17 protein-coding genes are annotated in these 22690 nt (G+C 55.1%); 3 read left to right on the top strand and 14 right to left on the bottom strand.

Features of this window, described 5'->3' with window-relative positions:
- The 8 genes from HMPREF2993_RS04300 to HMPREF2993_RS04265 all read right to left on the bottom strand — a co-directional run.
- A partial coding sequence (locus HMPREF2993_RS04300) for a DUF2200 family protein (protein ID WP_141758250.1) occupies positions 1-218 on the bottom strand: 218 nt, incomplete at its 3' end.
- A gap of 29 nt (positions 219-247) precedes the next feature.
- Positions 248-1501, bottom strand: coding sequence for an ATP-binding protein (locus tag HMPREF2993_RS04295; protein WP_070517202.1), 1254 nt, complete (start codon positions 1499-1501; stop codon positions 248-250).
- A 244-nt stretch (positions 1502-1745) separates the two neighbouring features.
- The gene (locus HMPREF2993_RS04290; RefSeq protein ID WP_070701198.1) at positions 1746-2339 is read right to left on the bottom strand and encodes a hypothetical protein; all 594 of its coding nucleotides are present in this window, start codon (positions 2337-2339) and stop codon (positions 1746-1748) included.
- A gap of 3 nt (positions 2340-2342) precedes the next feature.
- Entirely contained in the window at positions 2343-2915 is a 573-nt protein-coding gene (locus HMPREF2993_RS04285) for a hypothetical protein (RefSeq protein ID WP_070701197.1), read from the bottom strand.
- A gap of 36 nt (positions 2916-2951) precedes the next feature.
- Positions 2952-4226 (bottom strand): hypothetical protein, encoded by a 1275-nt coding sequence (locus HMPREF2993_RS04280; RefSeq protein ID WP_070701195.1) that lies wholly within the window; start codon positions 4224-4226, stop codon positions 2952-2954.
- A 222-nt stretch (positions 4227-4448) separates the two neighbouring features.
- Positions 4449-5765: an amino acid permease gene (locus HMPREF2993_RS04275; protein ID WP_070701193.1), complete on the bottom strand. Its 1317-nt coding sequence runs from the start codon at positions 5763-5765 to the stop codon at positions 4449-4451.
- 10 nt (positions 5766-5775) lie between these two features.
- A complete protein-coding gene (locus HMPREF2993_RS04270) occupies positions 5776-7023 on the bottom strand; it encodes an arginine deiminase (protein ID WP_046649198.1) in 1248 nt (415 codons plus the stop codon).
- A 410-nt stretch (positions 7024-7433) separates the two neighbouring features.
- The gene (locus HMPREF2993_RS04265; protein WP_083318690.1) at positions 7434-8627 is read right to left on the bottom strand and encodes an ATP-binding protein; all 1194 of its coding nucleotides are present in this window, start codon (positions 8625-8627) and stop codon (positions 7434-7436) included.
- Between the two features lie 319 nt (positions 8628-8946).
- Here HMPREF2993_RS04265 and HMPREF2993_RS04260 point away from each other — a divergent pair, with 319 nt between their 5' ends.
- Positions 8947-9423: an ASCH domain-containing protein gene (locus tag HMPREF2993_RS04260; protein WP_246822346.1), complete on the top strand. Its 477-nt coding sequence runs from the start codon at positions 8947-8949 to the stop codon at positions 9421-9423.
- A 90-nt stretch (positions 9424-9513) separates the two neighbouring features.
- Here HMPREF2993_RS04260 and HMPREF2993_RS04255 read toward each other — a convergent pair whose 3' ends face one another.
- Together HMPREF2993_RS04255 and HMPREF2993_RS04250 are read right to left on the bottom strand one after the other, a co-directional pair.
- Positions 9514-10587: a 5-methylcytosine restriction system specificity protein McrC gene (locus HMPREF2993_RS04255; RefSeq protein ID WP_070701189.1), complete on the bottom strand. Its 1074-nt coding sequence runs from the start codon at positions 10585-10587 to the stop codon at positions 9514-9516.
- Positions 10574-13174, bottom strand: coding sequence for an AAA family ATPase (locus tag HMPREF2993_RS04250; RefSeq protein ID WP_070701187.1), 2601 nt, complete (start codon positions 13172-13174; stop codon positions 10574-10576). The genes HMPREF2993_RS04255 and HMPREF2993_RS04250 overlap by 14 nt, the downstream gene beginning before the upstream one ends.
- 208 nt (positions 13175-13382) lie before the next feature.
- Between HMPREF2993_RS04250 and HMPREF2993_RS13965 the strand changes: the two genes are divergently transcribed.
- Positions 13383-16748 carry an AAA family ATPase gene (locus tag HMPREF2993_RS13965; RefSeq protein WP_070701185.1) on the top strand — a complete coding sequence of 1122 codons (3366 nt, stop codon included), beginning with the start codon at positions 13383-13385 and terminating at the stop codon, positions 16746-16748.
- A gap of 31 nt (positions 16749-16779) precedes the next feature.
- On the opposite strand, the gene HMPREF2993_RS04240 is transcribed toward HMPREF2993_RS13965, so the two are convergent.
- The 4 genes from HMPREF2993_RS04240 to HMPREF2993_RS04225 form a co-directional block, all read right to left on the bottom strand.
- A complete protein-coding gene (locus HMPREF2993_RS04240; protein ID WP_070701183.1) occupies positions 16780-17286 on the bottom strand; it encodes a GNAT family N-acetyltransferase in 507 nt (168 codons plus the stop codon).
- Between the two features lie 70 nt (positions 17287-17356).
- Entirely contained in the window at positions 17357-19327 is a 1971-nt protein-coding gene (locus HMPREF2993_RS04235) for a tripartite tricarboxylate transporter permease (protein ID WP_070701181.1), read from the bottom strand.
- Between the two features lie 13 nt (positions 19328-19340).
- Positions 19341-20438, bottom strand: coding sequence for a type 2 periplasmic-binding domain-containing protein (locus tag HMPREF2993_RS04230; protein WP_141758249.1), 1098 nt, complete (start codon positions 20436-20438; stop codon positions 19341-19343).
- A complete protein-coding gene (locus tag HMPREF2993_RS04225) occupies positions 20428-21534 on the bottom strand; it encodes a PrpF domain-containing protein (protein ID WP_070701177.1) in 1107 nt (368 codons plus the stop codon). The genes HMPREF2993_RS04230 and HMPREF2993_RS04225 overlap by 11 nt, the downstream gene beginning before the upstream one ends.
- 155 nt (positions 21535-21689) lie before the next feature.
- Between HMPREF2993_RS04225 and HMPREF2993_RS04220 the strand changes: the two genes are divergently transcribed.
- Positions 21690-22652 (top strand): LysR family transcriptional regulator, encoded by a 963-nt coding sequence (locus tag HMPREF2993_RS04220; RefSeq protein WP_168166762.1) that lies wholly within the window; start codon positions 21690-21692, stop codon positions 22650-22652.
- The last annotated feature ends 38 nt before the right edge of the window (positions 22653-22690 follow it).

Here is a 22690-nt window from a genome sequence, read left to right as displayed (position 1 = left end):
GACACTGCTACCAAATAGCCGGTCGCAACAGCCTGTTCGAAGAATTCCTCGAGGGTGACCTTCTCCTCTCGCGCCCGCTCTAAGCCCTCAACTGAATAGCCAGTGAGCCAGGAGATAACTTCGTGGAGCTCGTTGACAGTCCTGCCTTTGCGCTCTACTTTGTTGACGTAGTGCGGGTAGATGTCGGCGAAGGGCACGGAAAAGATGCGGTGGGACATAGGGGCGCAGTATATCCATTGTTGCTGGTTTAGCCGTGCCACAGCGTGGAAATGGGCATTGCCCATAGGTTCTTGCCCATTGGTAGGACGTCTTTGCCCGTATACAGGACGATTCCTGCGCGGAAGGAAGCGCCTGCAACCTGCTGAAGATAGCGCAGGCCGGCAAAGTCTTTCGGCTGGATCGACATCGCAGCTTTGACTTCGATGCCAACGATGTCCCGGGATCGCGATTCCAATACGAGGTCCACTTCTTTGCCAGTGGACGTACGAAAGTGGAAGAGGCGATAGTCAATCGAAGACCAGGCCTTCTGCTTCAAGAGCTCGTTGGCGACGAAAGCTTCACAGATACCTCCAGTGATCGTGCTGGAGATATTCATCTCCAAAGCCTCTGGATCGAGTCCTGCAAGGCTTGTAGCAAGTGCGGTATCCGAAAGAAAGACCTTGGGCTTAGAAATTGCCCGCTTCTCTAGATTGGTTCCCCAAGACGGCAACTGGTTGAGCAAGAATACGTCACTCAATGCAGTCACATAGGTAGGGACCGAGCGTTGAGGAATATCGAGCGCGCGCCCAATGTGTGCAGCTACAAGCTCCGCAGTTCCTTGTGCCGCCAACTTGTTGAGAAGATTGCTCAAGCGGTCGGGGAATTGAATGCCGTAGAGCTCGGCAGCATCCTTCGACAGTACTCGTTCAATGTAGGCGTCGAACCAGCGGTGCTGTCGCCGCCGGCTAGCATCTCTAAGCCCTGGGAAACTCGGTGTGCAGAAGAGCTGAAAGTAGTCACTCCGGGAAGGAGTAAACGTGGGATTCAGCCCTGAATCCCCTAATGACCACACCCGTCCGGCAAAGTCATCGTAGATGCCCAAGCGTTCACCCACGCTAAGGCCGTGAAGGCGGATTGTTTCTGCACGGCCAGCGAGCGACTCTTCAGCTCCTGTGAGACTGAGGAGATTCGACGACCCGGTGAGGATAAAGCGTCCTGGTCGTCGATCTTCTTCGAGTGCGCCTTTGACTGCGCGAAAGAGCTCGGGCGCGCGTTGAATTTCATCAATTGCTAGTGTCCCCTCGGGGATCTGCCTGACAAACCCGTCTGGGTCCTCTTGTGCAGATGCCAGCGAAGCGCTCTCATCAAGATTAAAGAACCTATGCTCTTTATCTTCGAGCAATTGATGAACGAGGGTGCTCTTTCCTACCTGGCGTGCGCCAGAAATGGTCAGCACAGGCGTATCCGACAGGATTTCCTCCGCCAGATCTTGTGCGTTTCTATGTAGAAAAGAATCAGTCATGACAGTCAATCTACCTGCGATGTTGCGGTTCTGCAAGGCTCTCGTTGCCGTTTTGCAAAGAACTCATTGCCATTCTGCAATTCCCGCGTTGCCGTTCTGCAAGGGGGCCGTTGCCGTTCTGCAATGCTTGCGTTGCCGTTCGATCACGCTATGAAACGCCAAAAGAGGGCACCCCCTCAGCCGTCGTAAAGCAGCGCGAGGGGTGCCCTCTGTGGCGGGGCCTGGGGGAGGTGAGCTAGTTCAGTTAGTTCCAGACGGGGGCGTCGCCAAGCTGCAGCTCGGAGTAGCGCGCCTCCGGAACGGTGGCGGAGTAGGGCTTGCCTACGGCCTCCCATTCCTGGTCGGCGTTGCAGCGTACGTCCTGGCCGTCAGTGTCGAGCATGGTAAAGCCCCACACCAGCTTGCCCTGGGAGTTCGCCGGCAGCGTGTACGGGCCGACCTTTTGGTTGAGCTTCCAGTGCTGCTCGTGGACGTAGGTGAAACCGTAGGTCTGGGTGAGCACCTTGGCCAGCTCGCCTTCGCCCTTGATGGAGCCGGAGACCTCGATCGTCTGCGTGCGCGCTTGGGTCACGGTGTGGCTGACCGGCACGGGCTCATCGTTGCGGTTGGCCACGCTGGTGGCATCCGTCTGCTTGAACCAGCGGCGTGTAGCGGTGACGTAGGTGCCGTTCTTACCGGGTGTCGAACAGTGCGTGCCCGGCTTGTGGTCCTCATTCCAGCGCTGGGGCAGCTCGAAGTCCCCGCCGAAGTCCGCGGCGTGGGCAACGGGAGCGGCCGCCAGCAGGCTCAGCGCAGCGAAAGCGCTCGCGGCAGTGCGCGCGATGGACTTCTTCAGCACGACTTAGCCCCAATCGTTGTTGTCGCGGGTGGAGACCTCCACGTGGCGCTCCTTCGGCAAGGTAGCGGTGAAGGTCTCACCGTTGGCCTGCCAAGTGTTATCGGAACCGCAGATGGTCTTCTGGCCCTCAAAGTCGGAGACAACCCAGCCAGCGCGCATGACGGCGGTCTTGCCCGGGGCGATGTTGTACGGGCCGACCTGCTCGCCGACCTCGTAGGACTGGGAGTCGGTGTAGCTGGAGGAGAAGGTGAAGTTGATCAGATCCAGCAGCTTGAAGTCCACGCCGGCGGAAACGTTCCAGGTCTTGGTCTTGGTTTCCTTGATGGAGCGGGTAACCGGCAGCGGCTCGTCGTTGTAGTTGGAGATGGTCCAGGAGCCGGCGGAGCCGTCGAAGTAGGTGCGCTTGATTTTCACGGTCTGGCCGGTATCACCCGGGTTGGTGCAGTGCTCACCAATGGTGGTCGGGTTAGCCGGGCCCAGGTCACGTGCCGGAAGAGCGTTGGCGGCTGGGGTAGCGATCAGGCCGCAGGCGATGGCCACGGCGGCGGTGGTGGAAGCAATCTTGGTCTTGAACATGTGGGTGTACTCCTTGGATGAAAAGTAGGGAAGTGCTTAGTAGATGGTTTGGGTCGGAACAGGAAGGTTGCGGTACTCCTCCGGGGTGACGTCCTCGGTGCGAGTGGAGCCGTCCTTGCCCGTGATGGTGGCCTCCGCCCAGAAGCCGCTGGGAGCGGTGGTTTGCTTGTAGTTGGAGGTCAGGCTGTATTTTCCGTCCTTGCCGCAGTGGATTTCGCGGTAGTTGATGCGGGTCATGGTGGTGCCGTACTCCACGCGCACGCGCTCACCAGGGGCCAGGTCGATGTGCTGCAGCTCGGTTCCCACCGGCATGTAGGCGCGCTTGACCGCGCCGACGGATTCCAGCCAGCCCTTCGGGATATCGCCGCGGTTGCCCTGCCAGTTGGTGTAGGGGGCGTGCTCTGCGCCAACGACGAAGTCAGTAACCGGTGCATACTCATAGTCACCCTTGGACCAGTTGAGGAAGTCCGTGGAGTAGCCCGGCTTGCGGAAGGTCGGCGCCACCGCGGTGATATCCAGCGGGTACCAGGAGCTATCGCGACCCTCGCAGGTCTCGCCCTCCTTGGGCCAGGAGGGATCGCGCTGCAGTTCCTCGGAAGGCTGCATGATTTCATCCTTCTTCGGATCCGCAATCTTTTCCAGACTGGGGCCAGATACGGAGGTGTAGTTGCCCTCGATGGGCTTGGAGTTCGCGCCCGGGGAGCGGGAAGGGATTTCCATGGCCAGGTCCGAAACGGAGCCGTCCGCCTTGATGATGTAGGCAAAGGCATAGCGCTCGGCCGGGCCCTTGCCGCGAATGACGTTGGCACCTGGCATGTTCTCTAGGCGGTCGTCGTTGCAGCCGACGAACATAGAGATGAAGTCCTTTTCCACCACGCCGTATTCCACGCGGAAGGACTCGCCCGGCTTGAGCGTGATGGGGCCGAAGGTTTCCTTCTCCTGCCAGCCGTTGCTTAGCTTCAGTCCGATATCGGACTTGGCCGTGGTGTCCCACCCGGAAGGCATCGCGGCCTTGGAGTTGGCCTCGATCTTGTGGTTGGTGCCCGTTTCCACCGAAGCGGTATAGGGCACTTCTTGGTCAGTGGTGTTCTTAAACTGCAGGGTGCCGTCGCTTAAGTAACGACGGCCGGTTTCTGCGAAGTGCCACTCCGGTGTGGCGTTGTCTTCGCCTGCTGCGCTGCAGCTCTTGTAGAGGTTAGTAATGGGGTAGGCCTGTGGCATGGGCGGAATGCTGGCCGCCTGTGCCGCAGGGGTAATGCAGGCCGCGGCTGCCGCCAGCGGTGCAAGCGCACGCAGTCCCTTAATGAGCACCTGTGTACCGTCCTTATATTTTGTTAAAGAGTAAGGAAAGATTCATAAAATCTGGGTACATCTTAGGAGGCGCTGGGTAGTCCGGCAATAGGTTTGTGCGGGCCTTCAAGGAAAAGTTAGGGGTGTAAAGTAACTTCCTTCCAGCCTTTTGACCTTTCGTTCACAAACTTGTGATTACCCAATATGGAGGGTAGTCACACGCCGGGGAGGCGGCTTTTGTTCTTAGAACAGGTCCCAGATGGTAATGCCCAAAATGACTGAACCCAGGGCAAAGACAAAGTAATTCCATGGGTCATTCCGGAATTTCTTGTACTCCTTGACCTTGTGAAACATGTACACCGGCAGCAAGAAGATGAGAATTGCATCAAACACGCCGCCCACCAGGTAGATGAGATTGAGAATCGGCGGATTAAACACGGAGACCGCAGTGCCGGTGATGAAAATGAAGACGTAGACAATGGTTAGCAATGTACGTCGGTTGACCCGGTTTGCTGTACGCGGAGCCAGCAGGCCAACCATGTAGGCGGTACCTTCTTCTGCGCCGAGCATTGTTCCAAAGTAGGAGGTCACGATGGCGAAGATGACAATTAATGGGGCCAACACGGCCAGCGCGTGAACTCCGGTGACATTGGCAAAGTAGGACAACACCGGAATGTTTTGCTCGGAAGCCTCCCGCATACCGTCAGCCCCCAGCGCCAAGACGCATGACCAGACAAAGAACATGGTGAAGATGACCAGCAGCGCGGCCGTGTAGAGCTCAATGCGCGAGACTCGCTTTTCGGTGTTCTTGCCGTAAGTGGATTGCATGTCCACTGACATTTGCGATAGCGCCGCCATGTGGGAGAAGGAGAAAGCCAGCACGGGGAGAATAAGAACGGCGCCGAGCAAGATATTTGGCCAGCTTCCGTCTTTGTAGTCCACGTCCAGGAAGGAATGAAAATCCCACTGGGGGATGAGGTAGATCGACGTTGCTGCAAGCGAAATGATGAGCGGATAAACCAGAATTTGTGCCAACCAGAGCATGGGTTTGCGCCCGATGGCGAAAATTCCGGTGAGGGTGCCCACGCACAGCACCGAAAGCACCCAGCGGTTGATGGAAGGTCCATGGAGCTGGTTAACAATGAAGCTATCAATGGCATTTGTTACGGAGATGGCATAGATGAACACCGTGGGGATGTTGGCCAGGGAGTACATCAATGCCACGAACAAACCTGTGTTGCGTCCAAGGTACTTGCGCACCAGTTCCAAGATGTCCAGCCCGTAGTCCTGGGCAGGGGCGCCGGCGACAATGCGGGCATAGGTTCGGTGGGAGAAATACACCAAAGGGAAAATGATCACCGTGGCGAAGGCGAGCGGCCAGAAGCCAAAGGCTCCTGCCTGTAGCGGCAGAAAGAGGATTCCGGCACCCATCGCGGTGCCAAAAAGCGCAAGAACCCAACTCAGCGCCGTGCCTTCGGACTTCGGTGGTGTGCTCGCAGGTTGTGTGGAATCCCCCAAGTCGGTGGTATGTGCAGTGGTGTCGGCTTTGGACGAAGTCATAAAATTCTTTCTAGTAATCGACGGCCTCGCGGACAATTGGGCAGGTCATACAGTGCCCGCCTCCTCGGCCGCGCCCCAGCTCTGCCGATCCGATCTCCACTACCTCAATGCCGGCGGCACGCAACTTGGCGTTGGTGTGTTTGTTGCGGTCATAGGCCACCACCACGCCGGGTTCGATAGCCACGACGTTGTTGGCATCATCCCACTGCTCACGGGCGGCAGCGTAGGTATCGCCGCCTGTTTCGATGACTTCGAAGGCGCCAATGCCCAGCGCCTTGGCGACGACCTCGAGGAAGGACTCGGTGGGCAGTTCGACGTCGAAAGGCGCCGTGCTTGTCGAAGGATGCAGGACTATCGGCCGGATGGTGTCTACCACCTTGGGGTAGGCGGTGACCTTGTCGGCGTCAAGGAACGTAAGCACGGTGTCGAGGTGCATGGAGGCGCGCTCCTTGGCCATGGCCGCAATGATGACCTTGGTGGCGGCGCCTTCCTCAAATAGGCGCATGGCCAGCTGACTTACGCCCTGCCAGGTGGTGCGCTCACCCATGCCTACCAGTACGATGCCCTTGCCAATCGGCATGATGTCACCGCCTTCCAGTGCCGCAAGCCCCGGTTCCTCATCGGTGTTGCCGTACCAGAACTTGAAGTCTGCCTGCGCAAACCGCGGGTGATAGTTATAAATAGCGCGGGTGAGCAGCGTTTCCTGGTGGCGCGCTGGCATACGCATGGGGTTAAGGGACACGCCGCCATAGATCCACGCCGAATTGTCCCGCGCGTACTGCGTATTGGGCAATGGGCGCAGCGCAAAAGCGGACGGCCCGTAGACCTCACGCATGGCGTCGATGGTGCCGTGACCCAGGCCCTTCGGGATTTCGGCGAAGGGTAGTCCGCCAATGAGGAGTTCGGCCAGGCGTGCAGTGGGCATCTCATTGAACCAGTGGCGCAGCTCGCCGCCAATGCCCGCACCCACATTCTTATCGAGGAGCTTGTAGTCGAGGATGAAATCCCGCCCACCCGGGGTGTCCAGGGTCTCTTCCAAAAGCTTGTGCATTTCCAGAACCTCGACACCGTAGCTGCGCAGCTCGGCGACGAACTCCGCATGGTGTTTCTTGGCTTCGTCGACCCAGAGGACGTCGTCGAAAAGCAGCTCAGCGCAGTTACTGGGGGTGAGCCGCTCGTGCGCGAGCCCGGGTGCGCACACCATGACTTGGTGGAGTTTGCCGACCTCGGACCAGACTCCTAACGGGGAAGCTGCCATGTTTCTGAAACCTTTCTTGACGCCTGCACGGCGCCATCCTGCAACGTGGTGAACTGGTTCACCGGAACTATTGGTCTGTGAACTACACGACAAGTTTATGGACGCCGAATATTTTTTCAAGCCTCGCGTGGGTGAAAGAAAGCCCACGTAGATGGAGGTTTTACGGCGCTCTGCATAATATTATTCACTTTTATTCATGTATTGCGGTGGGGGAGTGGGCGCACTCTTGCTGGGCTTGCCGACGCCCCACCCCTCCACCACTGCGACGACCCTAGCGGTGGCGGAGACCGCAGACCGACAGTGAGCCGGATGCATAACTTTGGGTGGGGTGGAAACTCTGCGCGAATATTAGGGATCGGGGTGCGGGGGTGGGCGTGGCGTGCAGCGCACGGGGGATCGGGGCGTTTCCGCTACTGCGAATCGAAGTCCTCAACAATGAGGCTTGCCGCATGCGCACGGAGGTAGTCGCGCATGTATGGCAAGGCGAAGTCGACTTCGCCGTGGCCCGTGGTGGTGATCATTTCGGCGTCGAGAAGCCGGCGGCGATAGTTGCCTACATAAGAATCAGTCTTATTGAAGCGTGCCTTGATATCCGCCATCTTGGCAGGGCCATCGCTTTGGGCCATGTAAACCAAAAAGCTTCGGTCGACAGTGGAGAGATCCGAGAGCGCGGGCTCATGAACAAGTTGGCCGAGCTTTCGCTGTGCTGTTGCGACTCCGCGTTGGGCAGCGTCGATAGAAATCTCGGTACCTCCGTCAGCGGTACGTTCCTTTTCCCTGAATGAGCACTGGCCGACTAGCTGAATCATGAATGGATATCCATGGCACGCCTCAACCGCGGTTTCCAAAGCGTCCTTTGACCATGAGGTGGCGGCGCTGTGAAGGGGTTCCTCCAGTGCTTCACGTACATCCGAATCGGAGACCCTGCCCAGCTCAATGCGGTTGGCGCGGCGAAGAAAGGTTACTGGATTGGCATCGCCGCGACTGTTCAGCTTTCCGGATAGCAACGGTCTAATTGAAGATGGGATGCCCGCCATGACAACGGAGATGTCTTCACCTTCGCGAACCAGATGCTGAATTGTGCTGCCGAACTCTATGAGCTCCTGGCTGCGTTGGTGGTGCATCTCATCTAATGTCACGAGCACACCACCGGGTTCTTGGCGGGATTTTCGGTCGAGTTCGCGCTTATAAGCCAGTAAATCCTTTAGTGCATTGCGCAGTGAATATGTGGACTCTGCAATAGCTCGAGTATCCCAATTGAGCCCGCCTCCAATGCCGAGGATAGAGACGTTAAGGCCTTTGAGCTGCTTCCTCTCCTTAGCCAAGAGCTGAATGATACTGCTGCGCAAGCGCTCTACAAAGCCGGTTGTTGCAGTGTCACTGAGCGTGAGCCAACCGCGCTCGAGCGCTTCGTCTTCGAAGGCGTTGAGAAGGACTGTCTTTCCGATGCCGCGTGGTCCGATGATGAGTGAGATCCTCTCGTGGGCACCGGGGCCCTCATCGAGTGCAAAACCGAAATCACGGATGGCATCGCTGCGGCCAACCAACAACGGGGGAGTGGCGCCGAACGTAGCCCTAAAAGGGTTGGCGCGCTTCGGATTCATGTCCTTCACCCTAGATCACAGAGCTTTTGAAGTCTTGTGAAGTTTATGAAGTGTATGAATTCTTTGAAGTTTATGAAGAGCTGTGAAGTTTGAAAGAGGGGCCGCACCGCTAAGCAATGGGAAGTGGCAGCGCGGCCCCGGAGTGATAGGGAAGAAGGGCGGAATCTCAGCCTTGAATCCCAGCCTTTCCGTGTAGGGGCATCGTTGACATTAGGAGAGGGGCCGGACATCGCTGCGAATGATTCGAACGCGCGGATCGAACATCCAGTCAGACAAAACGCCAAGTAAGCACGTGCTTGGCCAACAGCATTCATGATCCATGTACTGTAAACGTATGGCGCAGGACGCTTTGGAACCTATATCGGAACTGCCCCGCGGCGAGTTTGCCTTTCCCGGTCCGCTTCGCGACGCCCTCGTCACCGCCATCCTGGACGGCACCAAAACCACCACGTCATCCTTGCTGGTTGAGCACCCGCGCGACCACGATCCGCAGGAGGGTGTGGGTACCCTTGAGGCCGTCCTCGATTCACACGACAACGTGGTGTGCGTCATCCGTACTACCGAGGTCCAGGTCTGCCAGCTCGCAGACGTCAGTGACGAGCACGCCATCGCCGAGGGTGAGGGCTACGCCGATGCCAGTGAATGGCGCGCCGGGCACGAGCAGTTCTGGCGTTCACCCGAGTTCGTTGAGTACATCGGAGAGCTAGATATCAACGATGACACCCAGGTGGTGTGTCAGCGTTTCACCGTTGATGGGCGGTACCCGACCAGGGGCCTAGAGCCGTGGAAATCTTGAGGGAATAGTGGAGATTTACTGCTAAGGACACGAGTCAAGCAGTGTGGAGGTTTTCTTGAGCCGAAACCGCGATGTGTAGCTATCCGCAAATCAAGAAAGATTGATCGAGCGCAGTACCGATTCCCGAAAGGCTCGTGGTGTTGAATTGAGCGACACGCTGCGAAAGGAGATACGGTGTCCGTCGAGATTGAAGTCAACGTCGTTTTCGCTAGCTGCGCTTGCATAAAGCATCAGTCCAGAGGCATGCGTCCATTCCCCACCACGGTGTTCTTGACTGCGCAAGTAGGCATATAGCTGATACATGTGCTCGTTCTTGAGTGTGAGTGCGTCTGTGAAACGAGAGGTAGCAAAGAGATCGGTGAACTTGGCGTCCACAGTGACTAGCTTTCCCTCTGGTGATCGGAGCATGATGTCCGTCAGCATTCCTGGGATAAAAGGTGAAAAACTGTCGGCGTTCCAGGCAAGGCGCTCTGCACCAGAGACGCGCCACCCTAAAGGGGAAAGATGATAGCGAAAAACACCTAGTAGAGCGCGTTCAAATAGAGCACGCAACTGCGGCTGAGTCATTTCGGCCCGAGCAAAAGCGTGCCCCGTCTTGCCTTTGGCAGGAATTGCAAAATCGAGGAGAAGTTGCGCGATATCGAGCACGCCTCGGTCTGCGGGGAGTAGACGCGCGGGAAGTTGAGGAGTAGTTGTCGGTAGAGAGACACCTGCAGCGGCGAGGCGTGAGGAGAGCCGCCGACAGCGTTGGGCGAGCTCGGGTGAGCTCTGGGTGTGCATAAGAACGAACCCTGTTTCGAGTGCTGTGCGTAGAAACTGATTGACCGGACTATCGGTAGTCAGTTCATTGAATCGGCAGGCTACGAGCCCCTTTTCCAAAAGCTGTTCGCGGGCTGTTGTCAGCGTATCGATACGGCCTCGCACGCGTGCTAGGTTGCGTTCCCCAATGGTGAAACCGCGGGTGAGATCGTGGCGCAAGCGCTTTTCGACGCTGTCACACAACATTTCTACCGCAAGTTCTGCAAGTTCAGTGTCGTGTTTGTCCACGTCGCCATCGACAATGCTGCCGTGGGTGTAGGCGTGTGAGGCATAAAGCTGTAGTAGCCACACGCTCCGAATTGGAACGTGTATCTCCTCATTCCGAATTTCTTTAGCGAAGGACATGGAGAGCGTTTTCCAGCGCAGAACCGTTGTCGAACCAGTACTCGGTCAAAAGAGGCTTGAGCTCCGATTCAATGACGTTGTCGAACCATGACATCGTGGTGGCGTAAGAACTGTCCTTGAGTTCGCGCAGCGGAGTGACAAAACTATGCCCAATCTCGTACGCAGGGCCCAACGTGAAATCATCGGAGATGAGTTCGTTGACAGTGTTGAGGCGCTGGGCAATATCGACCAGAGCCGAATCGTCACATTTGCGATGCTCTATACAGAAGCGACGCCACGCAGCATTGAGTTGAGGGCGCAACGTGATGAAGGCAAAGCGGCGGCGCAGTGCCATGTCGAGCATGGCCAAAGACCGATCTGCTTGGTTCATTGTGCCGATTATGTAGAGGTTCTTCGGCAAGAAGATCGTCTCTCCGTCGGGCGAGTACAGCGTGGTTAGCGCATTTTCTGGGTTGCGCTTGTCTGCTTCAAGGAGTGTGAGCATGTCACCGAAAATCTGGGCTGGGTTTCCCCGGTTGATCTCTTCGATGACGACCACATGCGGTGTGGTTTCATCCTCGTTGGCTTTGTCTACTGCTTTGAGGAGCGGGCCTTTAGCGAGTGTGAGTTTGCCGTCTCCACTGGGGCGGAAACCTTGAATGAAGTCTTCATATGACATTGAAGGGTGGAACTGAACCGCAGTAGTGGATTCATCGGAATCTGTACCGCACAGGATGTGCGCTAGCTGACGAGCGACCCATGTCTTACCGGTACCAGGAGGACCTTGAAGAATGAGATTCTTTTTCTCACGTAGCCGATTCATCATGAGTTCAATTTCTTCGCGGGGGATGAAACAGCCCTGCTCAAGAAGATCGTCGATGGTGAAACGTTCATCCTCGTCAGGTTCTTCCGCGGCGGTAATGGATTCCCCGGCTTCGGCAGCATTGGCAAGATCCCATGCTTCATAGGACAGTGCATAGAGCGTCGCCGGTTCTATCTCGGAATCCGCGATATAGGCCCGGACCTCATCAATAAAGTCAAGATATTCCTGTCCATTCGTGACAGTGGTTGAAGGGTTGCGTCCGAGCGCAGCTGTGCTTCCAAGGAACCGGCTGTTAACTGAGTCCAAGGACAAGAAAACATCTGGAGACGCCATGAAAAGGACCATGGTATATCGGACCATGCCTCTGCTTGCTGTTGCGTTATCGAATGATGACGTGAAGGCAGCCGCATTTTCAGTTGAAGGCTGCGAAGAGTAGGCAAGTGCGGCATCAAGAAGTTTCCAGATTCCGTCATAGAAACTTTTGTTCCCCACATCATCGGTTTTTGCTTCAAAACGTGAGTTGAGGTTATTAATGCGAGGAAGTCCGGAGAAGTCCCGCGGCACTGGGGACCCAAGGTTAAAAGTCTCTTTTATGGCGGAGCATAGAGCGATACGGTTTGGATCGGAGATCTGTCGGGCTAACGTGCCGAGCACCGTGAAGGGATCGATGTCGTTTGCTTCTTCAGCTCCTTGTTCGGTGTACCAGGTCCATAGGTGTTTGAAGAGGGAAGGCCTGTGTGACAGGTTTGCGGCGTCTCGCAGCGCGGATAGCAGAGCTCCTCGATCTCCCGAGTAATCGAGGAGCTTGCGTGCGAACTCACCAAAGAAAGGAACCCAATCGAATGAGGGGGCTTCGCTGTGCTCATCCGAAGAAAGCGCGTCAGGGTCCCCAAGGCCGGCGATCACTGAGTTCAATCTTTCGAAAGCATTGTTGCGCTTTATTTTTAGCAGCGTTTGAAGAGCTCCGAGTGAGTTCTTTAGATCTTCCCCTAGGTCGTCTCGGTAAAAGTAGTCAGAAGCCCACTCAATAGGCCTGGCATGCCGGAACTCCATGGGTGCTTCTGGGCGATATTCATATGGGCCAGATACATAGCCGTAGTAGATCCGGTTTCTTTCATGCTTACTGGGCATGAGAACGAGATCGCCCAATTGCATTTCATTCTTAAACCGGTTGAGCTGCCCGGCAAGGTTGCTTATAGTCCCAGCTTTCATTTCAGGATGCTCGGTACGCATTGCCGACTTAATATCCGCTAGTGTCGGTGCGGAATTCGTCAGTGGACCGTAGTCCATGCCGGGAAGCCCTTGATTGCGTTCTAACGCGGCGTGCTCTCGTTCACCAGCTCGGCCTGTTCTAAGAACCCAAGCAAAGTCCGCGTCCCGACCTGTATCTGAGGATTCATCTTTTTCATCATTCGCGCTTGATGTCTGTTTGGATTTGATGGCCTCATTAGCTTGGCTGCGAGTATGTGCAATTTCTTCTTTGCTCAGTGGGTAAGGGTGTGTTTCTACCCACTGAGTTCCTTCATCAGTGATGCTAAAGACGCCGTGACTTATGGTCGTGATGAATCCCAAGTGGCGACCGTTAAAAATCGCCCACCTTGTCCGGTCCTCGGTAACTGACCTGTTCTTGAGCTGGCGTTGTGCCTGGTCGGGGAAGTCTTTCTCAGCCAGAGCCTGAACAACTGGGATCAGCTCGCTAGTTGTGGAAGGGCCCCGTGAGTTGAGCGCATCAAGAACTACAGGAAGAACAGTTGTCCAGTTAAAGGGGCTAAGGGGGAGAGACATCGTCACCTAGGTTCGGTAGCTAGAGGAGGCATTGAGTTCTGTGCCTATGCTACCGACGAAGCACAGCGGTTCAGCGCATTTCGGAATTTTGTGGATTCTGTGAGGCCAACGAAAAGCTGTTTGGCGCAACCTATCTCTTGTCCGGAGACTCCGATAAGTTAGTTTCTGTTGAATCTCTCTTGGACTCGTTCACTCTCTCGGAGGAATCGTGGCAATCACGCTAACTGAAGAATTTCGCCATGCTCTTGATTTAATCGGCGCAGGACGGAACGTTCTCATCTCAGGTAAGGCCGGAACCGGTAAGTCCACGCTGTTGCGGGAATTCCTTGAAAACACGGGGCACAAGGAAGTACTCGTTACCGCACCCACTGGTGTTGCTGCCCTCAACATCGAAGGCTTCACCATTCACCGAGCCTTTGGTTTTCGGCCATCGATGGTCCCCAGTGATCTAGAAAGAGGCGGTGCGTGGCACCCGTCCACCGTGACATGGGACGTGCTTAAGAAAACCGACATTCTCGTCGTGGACGAGATCTCAATGGTTCGTGCGGATCTCTTCGACATGATGGACCAGGCTCTTCGCCGTATCCGCAGGAATGGGAAGCCCTTTGGTGGAGTACAGCTTGTTCTCGTCGGTGACTTGTTGCAGTTGCCACCTGTCGTTACCCCGAATGAAGCCGAGCTTTTCAACTCGATGTGGGAGAGTCCCTATTTCTTCTCCGCCCAGGTGTACACACAGCTCGACCTGGAAGAAGTGAACCTAACCCAGGTCTGGCGTCAGGCCGACCCAACGTTTATTGACCTTCTTAACGAAGTGCGTGAGGGAAGTGTCGGCGAAGAATCACTAGAAATTCTGAACCGTCTGGTTGTTCCTGATTTTGATGCGCCAGATGACTGGGTGACGCTGACGTCACGTAAGTCGACGGTGGCAAGGATTAACCGGCAAAAGCTAGCTAACCTTCCTGCAGCAAAGTTCGTCTCGGTTGCGGAAGGCACCGGCGAGCTTCCAGCCAATTCCTTTAGCGGTGAGGATGAACTTCACTATGCCGAGGGAGCGCGCGTCATGACCGTGATTAATGATCCGAAGGGCCGATTCGTCAACGGTAGTTTTGGCCAGATCGTGCGGGCTACTGAGCACGAGATCGATGTACGAATTGACGCGACTGGTGAAGTGGTCACCCTGACCCCGCACACCTGGGAAATTAACCGGCCAGGAGTTGATGGCTCGCGCTTGGTTAGTGAGACCATCGGAACAATCAGACAGTTCCCAGTCATCCTGGCTTGGGCCATCACCATCCATAAGAGCCAGGGCAAGACAATTCCTAAGCTCTACATCGACCTTGCCGGCGGCACCGCCACCGATGGGCAGTTCTACGTTGCACTATCACGTGCAGTTGATTTGGAACATCTACGCTTTTCCACTCCGGTGGAGCCTCGTCACATACGCGCCAACAATGCTCTTGTCCGTCGGGTCCGGAGAGAAGTAAGTAGCGGTGTCAATACTGACCGCGTGGTGCTCGTGTCATTCAACGGCGTGAGCTTCGGCATGAGTGAACACATCGCACGGATTCATGCGGTTGTGTATCACAACGGTGCTCGGGTAGCGAGCTTTGGCTCGTGGATTAATCCGATGGCTGACCTCGGGGAATTTGGACAGCGCTACAAGGTTCCGGTGGGCGGTCTCGCAATGGCACCGACCTTGGGAGATTTCTGGCCGCTTCTGCTCCGTCAGGCACAAGGAGGCATCGTCGTTGGTGACCGCCTAGCCATGCTCGAGCGTGCCGTTCGCCACCAAGAAAAGGGCATGGATGTTGCGCTCGGAATCGGCTACGAGGTGGGGGACTTTAGCTTTGAACCGGAGGGTGATGACGTCGTCAGCCGGTGTGAGTCGATGGCGGTTGCCTATGAGAAGGGCACGATTGCTCCGTCACGTGGACAACTAGTTCCTCCCGCAGAACGAGAAACCGAAGGCGCAGTGCTTATTCCTTCCTGGGCACCGAAAGCGCCGATGACCCTGGACCAGTTGCAGGCCACGGATTCGGATAATGCGTGGGCAGCGATGTCTGGTGGCACCGTGATGCCGCGTTCATTCGCTGAAGTGGAAGAGTGCGCCGAGCTTCTCTCTGCATGGGCGGTATCAAGGGGCTTGTGGACGCAGGAGCTTTACGACGACATCCTAGCCCGCGTCGCACGCATCGATACCCGCACCGTGGAACTGCCAGCAGTCGAAAACACCACTGTGGATGTCCCGAGTCTCCTTGTTCCGGGAACCCGAGTAGCCTTCACCGGCCGTAACGAGCTGCTCGGCGGCCCCGCTGACGACGAGCGTCTCGACCGCATCTGTCGTATCCGCCGTCTTGAATACAAGAAGGGAATGTCGAAGACACGGTGCGATGTTCTCGTCGCCCGCGACGTGGCATCGATGTCTCGTAAAGCTCAAGCAGCTCGCGAGTTCGGGAAGCCGATCATCTCGCAGGAAGATTTCGAGTACTGGTACGAGCACGGCCCGTTCCTCGAAGCACCCGCCTACGCTGCGGAGGCCGACGTAGCGAACACCGGCGCAGTAGTAGTAGAGGAACCAGTCAGTGCTCCAGTGAAGGAAACTGAGGCTGCTCCGGCAGCTGCTGCCGGCTCGCACGTTGCGCAGGCAGAAAACAATGTTGCGCGGGCCGCGGACGTCCTCACCCCTGGCACCCGCGTGGCATTCCGTGGCTCCACCATCATTGACAATCAGCTTTACCCGCAAGGACCGGTGCTCCAAGAATTCTGTGCGGGGCTGGGTCTGGTCTACAAGCAGTCCGTAACGAAGACGCGGTGCGATGTCCTCGTAACTGATGACCTCACTGCTCAAGACGGCAAGACGAGTCTTGCGGTGCGCTATAAAAAGCCGCTGGTGACACGTGAAGACTTCGCCGCATGGGCGCAGGAGCAGCTGCGACAGGAAGAGGAAGAAAAGGACGTTATGGCGGCCGCAACAGTCTCAGAACTGCAGGCGGCTAATCCATTCATTGTGGACGACGAGCCGACTACTCCTACGGAGACAGTAGAGCCGGAGACGACCACGGAACCTGAGCTTGAGGATGCCGCCGACGCCTCAGCTCCGCTCCAAGACTGGAGCACTTCTCATGCACCTTGGGTGCCAACACCACAGGCACAACCAGAGCCGTCGCCTGAGCAACAACCATCACCGTGGGCAGAGACGCCAAAGCAGCGTGAGCAGAACACACAGGATGAATCTTTATCTTGGTTCGCGGAACCGACGCCGAAGCAAGAGTCCCCCTTCGCACCGGCACCATCAGCGGAGCCAGCTCAGCCCACCCCTGCCGCAGCATTCCCGGTACCCGACCCTGGTGCAAAGCCACTTCCGGAAACCCCTCAGCCGCGCAAGGAGAGAAAGTCTCCACGCTGGTTCAAGCGCTCAGCTCTAGGTTTGCTCGCGTTGACAATCGCAATAGTCGTGGGAGCAGTTGCTGGCGCCCCAGATGTGTTTCTAGCATTGATGATGCTCGCGTGGATGGTTGCGGCATTCGGCACCGTCCTCTTTGGCGCAGTCGCCCTTGTTACCTGGAAACGCTAGACAAGAACCGCCTCGTCGAGGCGGTTCTTTATCAGCCGAGTCGGTACACCTCGTAGTCGCCCGGCACTCCTGCGCCGGGGACGTGCTGAAGCCCGAGCTTCAAGGCTAGGGCTATCGACGCCTCATTAGTGGGATCGATGATGGCGACAACGGGCAGCCGCGGAAAACGTTTGCGCGCACTGGTAATCGCAGCGGCCGCTGCCTCCTTGGCATAGCCCCGGCCTTGCGATTCGGGTGCGAAGCGGTAATAGAGGTTGAGTACTTCTTCACCGGCTTCCTCGCTATGGCGCACACCGGTGAACCCAATAGTGGTGCCATCAAGCGTAGACACCACGTAGTAGCCCAGCTGCTTCTTACTCCAATTCTCTTGCCACGAGCGTGCCAGTTCCGCAGCTTCTTCCCTGGACTTCATAGCTAGTTCGGGCCGGTGCTCGTACGTACGCGCATCCGAGTGAATCGCGAAGATGGCATTAATGTCGGCATCCGTAGGCACCGACAATGCAAGCCGCGGTGTGTTCAGAGCATGGGTGTCATTCATTGTGAGTCCTGACGCTTAGAGTTATGGCCTGCTAAGACTACACAATCTGTGTGTGCATGGTGCAGGTTCGTTAGATCTGCAGGTAGCCTACAGGGGCAATGAGGTAAGCCCAGTTTTCGAGGGCCCAGAGACACCCAAGCAGTATAGAAACGTAAACAGCGGTTTTCCACAGCTTTAGTTGGGCAATGGTTATCAAGAAGGCTATGGCAAAAATACCCGTTCCGACATACAAGCCGAAGGCAAATACCAGCCATACAAAAGCGAGAACCCAAAGTAGTGATTTAGCGACAGTGATTACTGTTTCGCGCCACTCTCGCTTTTGTGTCTCAGAGACGCTGAGCGTGCGGATTTTTAAAATATCTTCCACGATAGCTATGACGGAAAGCGCGAGCCCGACGCTACCTACCGCATATGGGAACAGCGAACCATTTCCTGAATATTGTGAAGAAAGCAGCAGCTGCACCAAGAAGAAAAGAAAGAACACTCCCGAAATTGCTAGGCGGATAGTTGGAGGAGCTCCGAGCCCTTCTGCCTTATCGGCGGCTTCTGATTGTTCATGATGAATAGTTCGACCGAATCGTTTTTGAGCCCATGGCACTGCCAGAACACCGACGAGAATGATGATTACGACAATTACAAAGGGGCGCGTAAGCCATTCAGATGGGGAAAATGCCTTCACAGTTAGGAAAAAGTAACGTTCAAGTGGCTCGGCCAGAACGAAGGCGATAAGAAATGGCGCGCGTGGGATGTTGCAGACCTTACAAATCCAACCGACAATGCCAAGGCCGAGCATGACATAGAAGACATTCAAATTATAGGAATCTTGAAAGCCGCTCATAAAAAGGATTGGAATGAGCGTGGCAGCCAATAGCGGGAAACTCACAAAAGAGAGCTTTGCTAGAGGTCGAGCGAGAAGAAAAGCGAGTGCTGCACCTACAACGCTTGCAATCGCAAAGGACCAAACCATGAAGTACACCAAATCAAGGTGTTTGGTAACCATATTCGGTCCGGGTTGGATTCCGAAAATCAGTAGGACTCCGAGCAACAGGGCGAATGGTGCGGCGCCTGGAACACCGAATAGTAGCGTTGGAATGAGGGCGCCCGACTCGATACCGTTGCTGGCTGCTGAAGGGGCGATGACTCCACGAGGGTCTCCTTTTCCGAAACGTGAGTTGCCCTTCTTAGAAGCAAATGCTTGGGCTTGTCCGTAAGAGAGCCAGGAACCTGCGGTGGAACCTACACCAGGGAGGAATCCAACTCCGACGCCAACTGCGGATCCTCGAATGACATCCAATGGGTAGCGGAGGATGTCCTTCGCTCCTTCCTTCCATCCACCTCCTAGCTCGATCTTTGCATCAGCTACCGAAGCTTTCTTAGCCACGAGGTCGATAATTTCTGCAAGGCCAAAGATACCCAGTGCAACCGCAACAAGTCCTAGGCCTTCTGTGAGATATTCCGAACCAAAAGTAAACCGATATTCAGCACTTGTTGGGGATACGCCAATCAGCCCTAACGCCAAACCAAAAACTGAGATCATCAACCCCTTAGCCATGTTTCCTTTTGAAAGCATCGCGGTAAGGAAAACACCAGCGACAATCAATGAAAAGATCTCAGGCGAACCAAAAGTGGAAACAATGGGTTTCGCAATAGGAACAACGACTGTCAAAGCAACAATTCCTATCAAGCCGCCAATCATCGAAGAAAGGAAGCTGACGCTTAGGGCTCTACCTCCCTCGCCCTTCTTCGCCATTTCGTGTCCATCTAGTAGGAAAACTGATGCAGCGGCTGAACCAGGGATTCCTAGGACGACGGATGTGATGACATCGGATGTATGAACGACCGCTACCGCACCAATGATCATTGCGATAGCTTGGTTCGGTTCTAGGACAAAGACGAAAGGCATTAGAACGGCTACGGCACCAGTGCCGCCAAGGCCAGGAATAACGCCGATGATAATGCCTACGACTACGCCGGCAAACAGGTAGAGCAGCATTGCAGGATCTGCGAGCTGCGCGAGTGCCGTTGTGATAGCTTCAAACATGTTCTTTCATTCCTTAATGAATAGCTGTTCCGTATTTGTCGAGTAAAAGATCGACGATGTATTGCTCGACTTCGGGACTGATATTCATCGCTTTGTCGAAGTTTCTTTTGGCTTCCTTTCCAGAGACAAGGTCGTAGCCACCCAGCGCCGTGTTTGCCCGTTCGGAAAACTCTTTATCTGCGTTTAGGTCTTTGACAAGTTTGTCGTACTGATCAATGACTTCGGGATCCGTTCCTTGGTTCGCCCATAGGCCTTTTTGATAATAGAAACCAGGGACAACAAAGGACTGGAATGCTTCGTAAGCTAGTTGTTGCTCCTTTGTTGGGGATTCCTGTTGATGATAAAGCTCGTCAAAAGTGGGAAGCGCTGAAAGATTTGGATCGCGCTTTACTTTGTCACCATCGGGGACTCCAATGCTGAACAGTGGTACTACTTCTCCGTCGTCTTCGCCCTCTTTTAATTGCGAAAGATAGGTAGCCGTAGTTTGAAAGTCGAGGTCTGTCTCTCCACGTTGGGTAGCAAGGCGAGACGCCCCGCGCCCTTCGAATCCGAATACTCCCTTGTTTTCAACGCCCAGTGCTTCGAGGGCGAGCAAAGCGACTAGATCGAGTCCCGACGCGGACATTCCTCCAAAGACGTACTCTTGCTCAGAGTTGAGTAAATCATCGATGCTCTTAATTCCAGAATGATTCGAGGTCCATAGAACTGCACCAGTGCCATTGAAAGCAAGAGGCTCCATTGATGCGAAATCGAACTCTGCTGCTTTGTGGTTAAGCATGTCCTGGAAGTAAGTAGTAGCTGACGCTACAAGTACATAGTCGCCATTGGTTACTCCACTCTTAACGTAGGAATTCGCTCCAGTGATCGTTTCTCCGCCAGGAACATTCTCAATCTGGAATCGATCGACACCGTCTAGGCGCGTGGCGAACTCCTGCGTGATAAACCTTCCCCAGGTATCGGTTCCTCCTCCGGCTGAGTATGGAACCATGACATCTATAATTCCCAGTCCGGATGGTTGATAGGCAGACTGTTCAGGGGCGCAAGCAACCAGCAAAGAGGAAGCGGAAATCGCAAGAACAGTCTTTAAAGGTGAAATTTTATTACGAAGCATTTCGTACCTCCAAGGGCATTGGGTCTTCAGGGATGAACAAGGTCGCTTCGGCTAATGTCCGGCAGGTACGAGCGGAACCCACCAAGGTTTTTCCTTCCTTGGACTCGTAAAACGTCGTTAGAATTCCTGACGGCGTGTCAATTTTCAAAAGGCCTGAATCGACGCTTCTACCGGACAACGCCTCGTGCACCGTAGTTTGCGGTGTCTGTGCGCCGATGCTGACCGCTACGCTCCCCGTGATCGGCATTGCAGGGTGTAGGTTTCCCATCGAGAGCATTTGGATTCGCAAGGAAGCCTCTTCATTTGAGGTTGGTCCGACAATGCCGATCTTTGGGATGGCGCGATCAGCATCCTTAGCGTTGCTGCATAGTCCCATTCGCACTGCAGCAGCTCTGCGGATTTCTTCTAGAAGGCTGAGCGTGTCGGTTGATGTTGATGTCCAATCCTCTCGGTCGGCTTCCCACAAACCAAGCTCTCGTGCGGAGACCAGAACGGTGGGAGCACCAGCGTCCAGGAGGCTGGCACGATATGTCGAACCATCAATCTGGAAAGATTCTTGGTTTTGACCAGTTGGGAAAAGCTTACCGGTAGTCTTCCCCTCCGGTTCCTCAAAACCGAGTGTGACTTCGAAACCGGGGTATACGGAGCCCGGCATTTCCGCAGTTCCTTGACGGGGGAGTCGTCCTAGAGGGGTTGGTACTCGTTGAATAATTATTTGGTCCGTATTCTCATTGAGTACACGAACCTCGGTGACCTCGGCAGTGGGAACAATCCACCCCTGTTCGATTGCGTAGAGCGCTACGGTGGCAGAGCAGTTGCCGCAGTTGCTTCCCCAATCAACCTTTGCTTCATCGATTCCCACTTGTGCAAAGAGGAAAGATAAGTCGGCTCCGGTGTGGTCTGTGGGAGAGACGATAACCGCTTTACTCGTAGTTGAGGTGCCGCCTCCAATTCCGTCTAGTTGTCGGACGTCGGGGCTGCCAAATACTCTCAACAGGGTATTTTCAATTCCCAGATTCGATTTACTGAGATCGTCGCGCTCGAAAACCCAGCACTTACTAGTGCCGCCGCGCATCCACACACCAGGCAATTCCATTGTGTCTCCAATCATATTTCGTCTGATATATGGAGCGTATCCCGGTCACTACGTGTAGTAAAAGTAACCATAAGCACTGTAGGCGTAAGTAATACTTCATCTAAAGTGCTAATGATTTGCTGTTATCTAAGGTGTGTTTGGTGAGTTGATTGAAGGTGCTGTTGGGAGCATCTATTTATCGTTTAGTATTGCTTTACGGTATTGAAGGAGAGGTAAGATTGTTAGATTTAAATCGTCTTGAAATGTTTATGGCGGCGGTTGAGTCAGGGTCCATCGCGAAAGCGGCAGCCGATTTGGGTGTCTCGTCCTCTGCAGTATCGCAACAGATTAAGAAGCTGGAATCGGAAATGGGCGTCTCCTTACTTCGGAGAGGGGGCAAGGGTGCCATTCCTACTGAAGGGGGTGTGATGCTGGCTGAGCACGGCCGTCGCCTACTTCGGCAGGCCGCAGCTGCTGAGTCTGACTTGAAGGAGATGAGGGATGGTCGAGCGGGGACCCTGCGGATCGGTACTTTTCCTACATTCGCTGCATCGCACCTGCCGGGGGTCATTGTGGAGATGCGCGATAGGTTTCCGAACGTAGAGCTCGAAATTCTAAGCGCGCGCTTCGACAAGTTGCTGAAGTATCTGGAGGAGGGACGAGTCCATCTCTCCGTTTTGTGGGAGTACCCTTGGAATCCATTTTCGGCTAGTGGCATCGTGTCGACTCATTTGTTTAAAGAAGGGATGGTTCTGATCGTCCCTAAGGGGCATTGGGTGGCGGAGCATGCCGGTTTTGATTTTGCTGATTTGCGTGAGGAGAACTGGATTCTGCGCAGCGATAACCATCCGGCTGGTGAGGCTTTAGAACGAATTGCTAGCCGCTCGGGATTCCGACCTCGAATCACAATGTATGCAAATGATTACAACGAGACTCAAGCGATGGTGAGCATTGGAATGGGGATAGCCATGGCTCCAGCTTCAGCTGTTGCAATTAAACATCCAGATGTCGTGATTGTTAATTTGCATACTGCATCTAGAAGGAGTGTCTTTCTAGCGCAGCGAGCTGAACGAAGCTACTCCACCCTTGAAAATGCATTTAGGAACATTTTGATTGAGAACCTGTCGAAACGGGCTTGACGACGGGTAGGGAGGCACCCCGCGGGTGGCGTTATAAG

Source organism: Corynebacterium sp. HMSC068G04 (assembly GCF_001814885.1).
GTDB lineage: Bacteria > Actinomycetota > Actinomycetes > Mycobacteriales > Mycobacteriaceae > Corynebacterium > Corynebacterium hiratae.
This window is presented reverse-complemented; position numbering and strand designations above follow the sequence as displayed.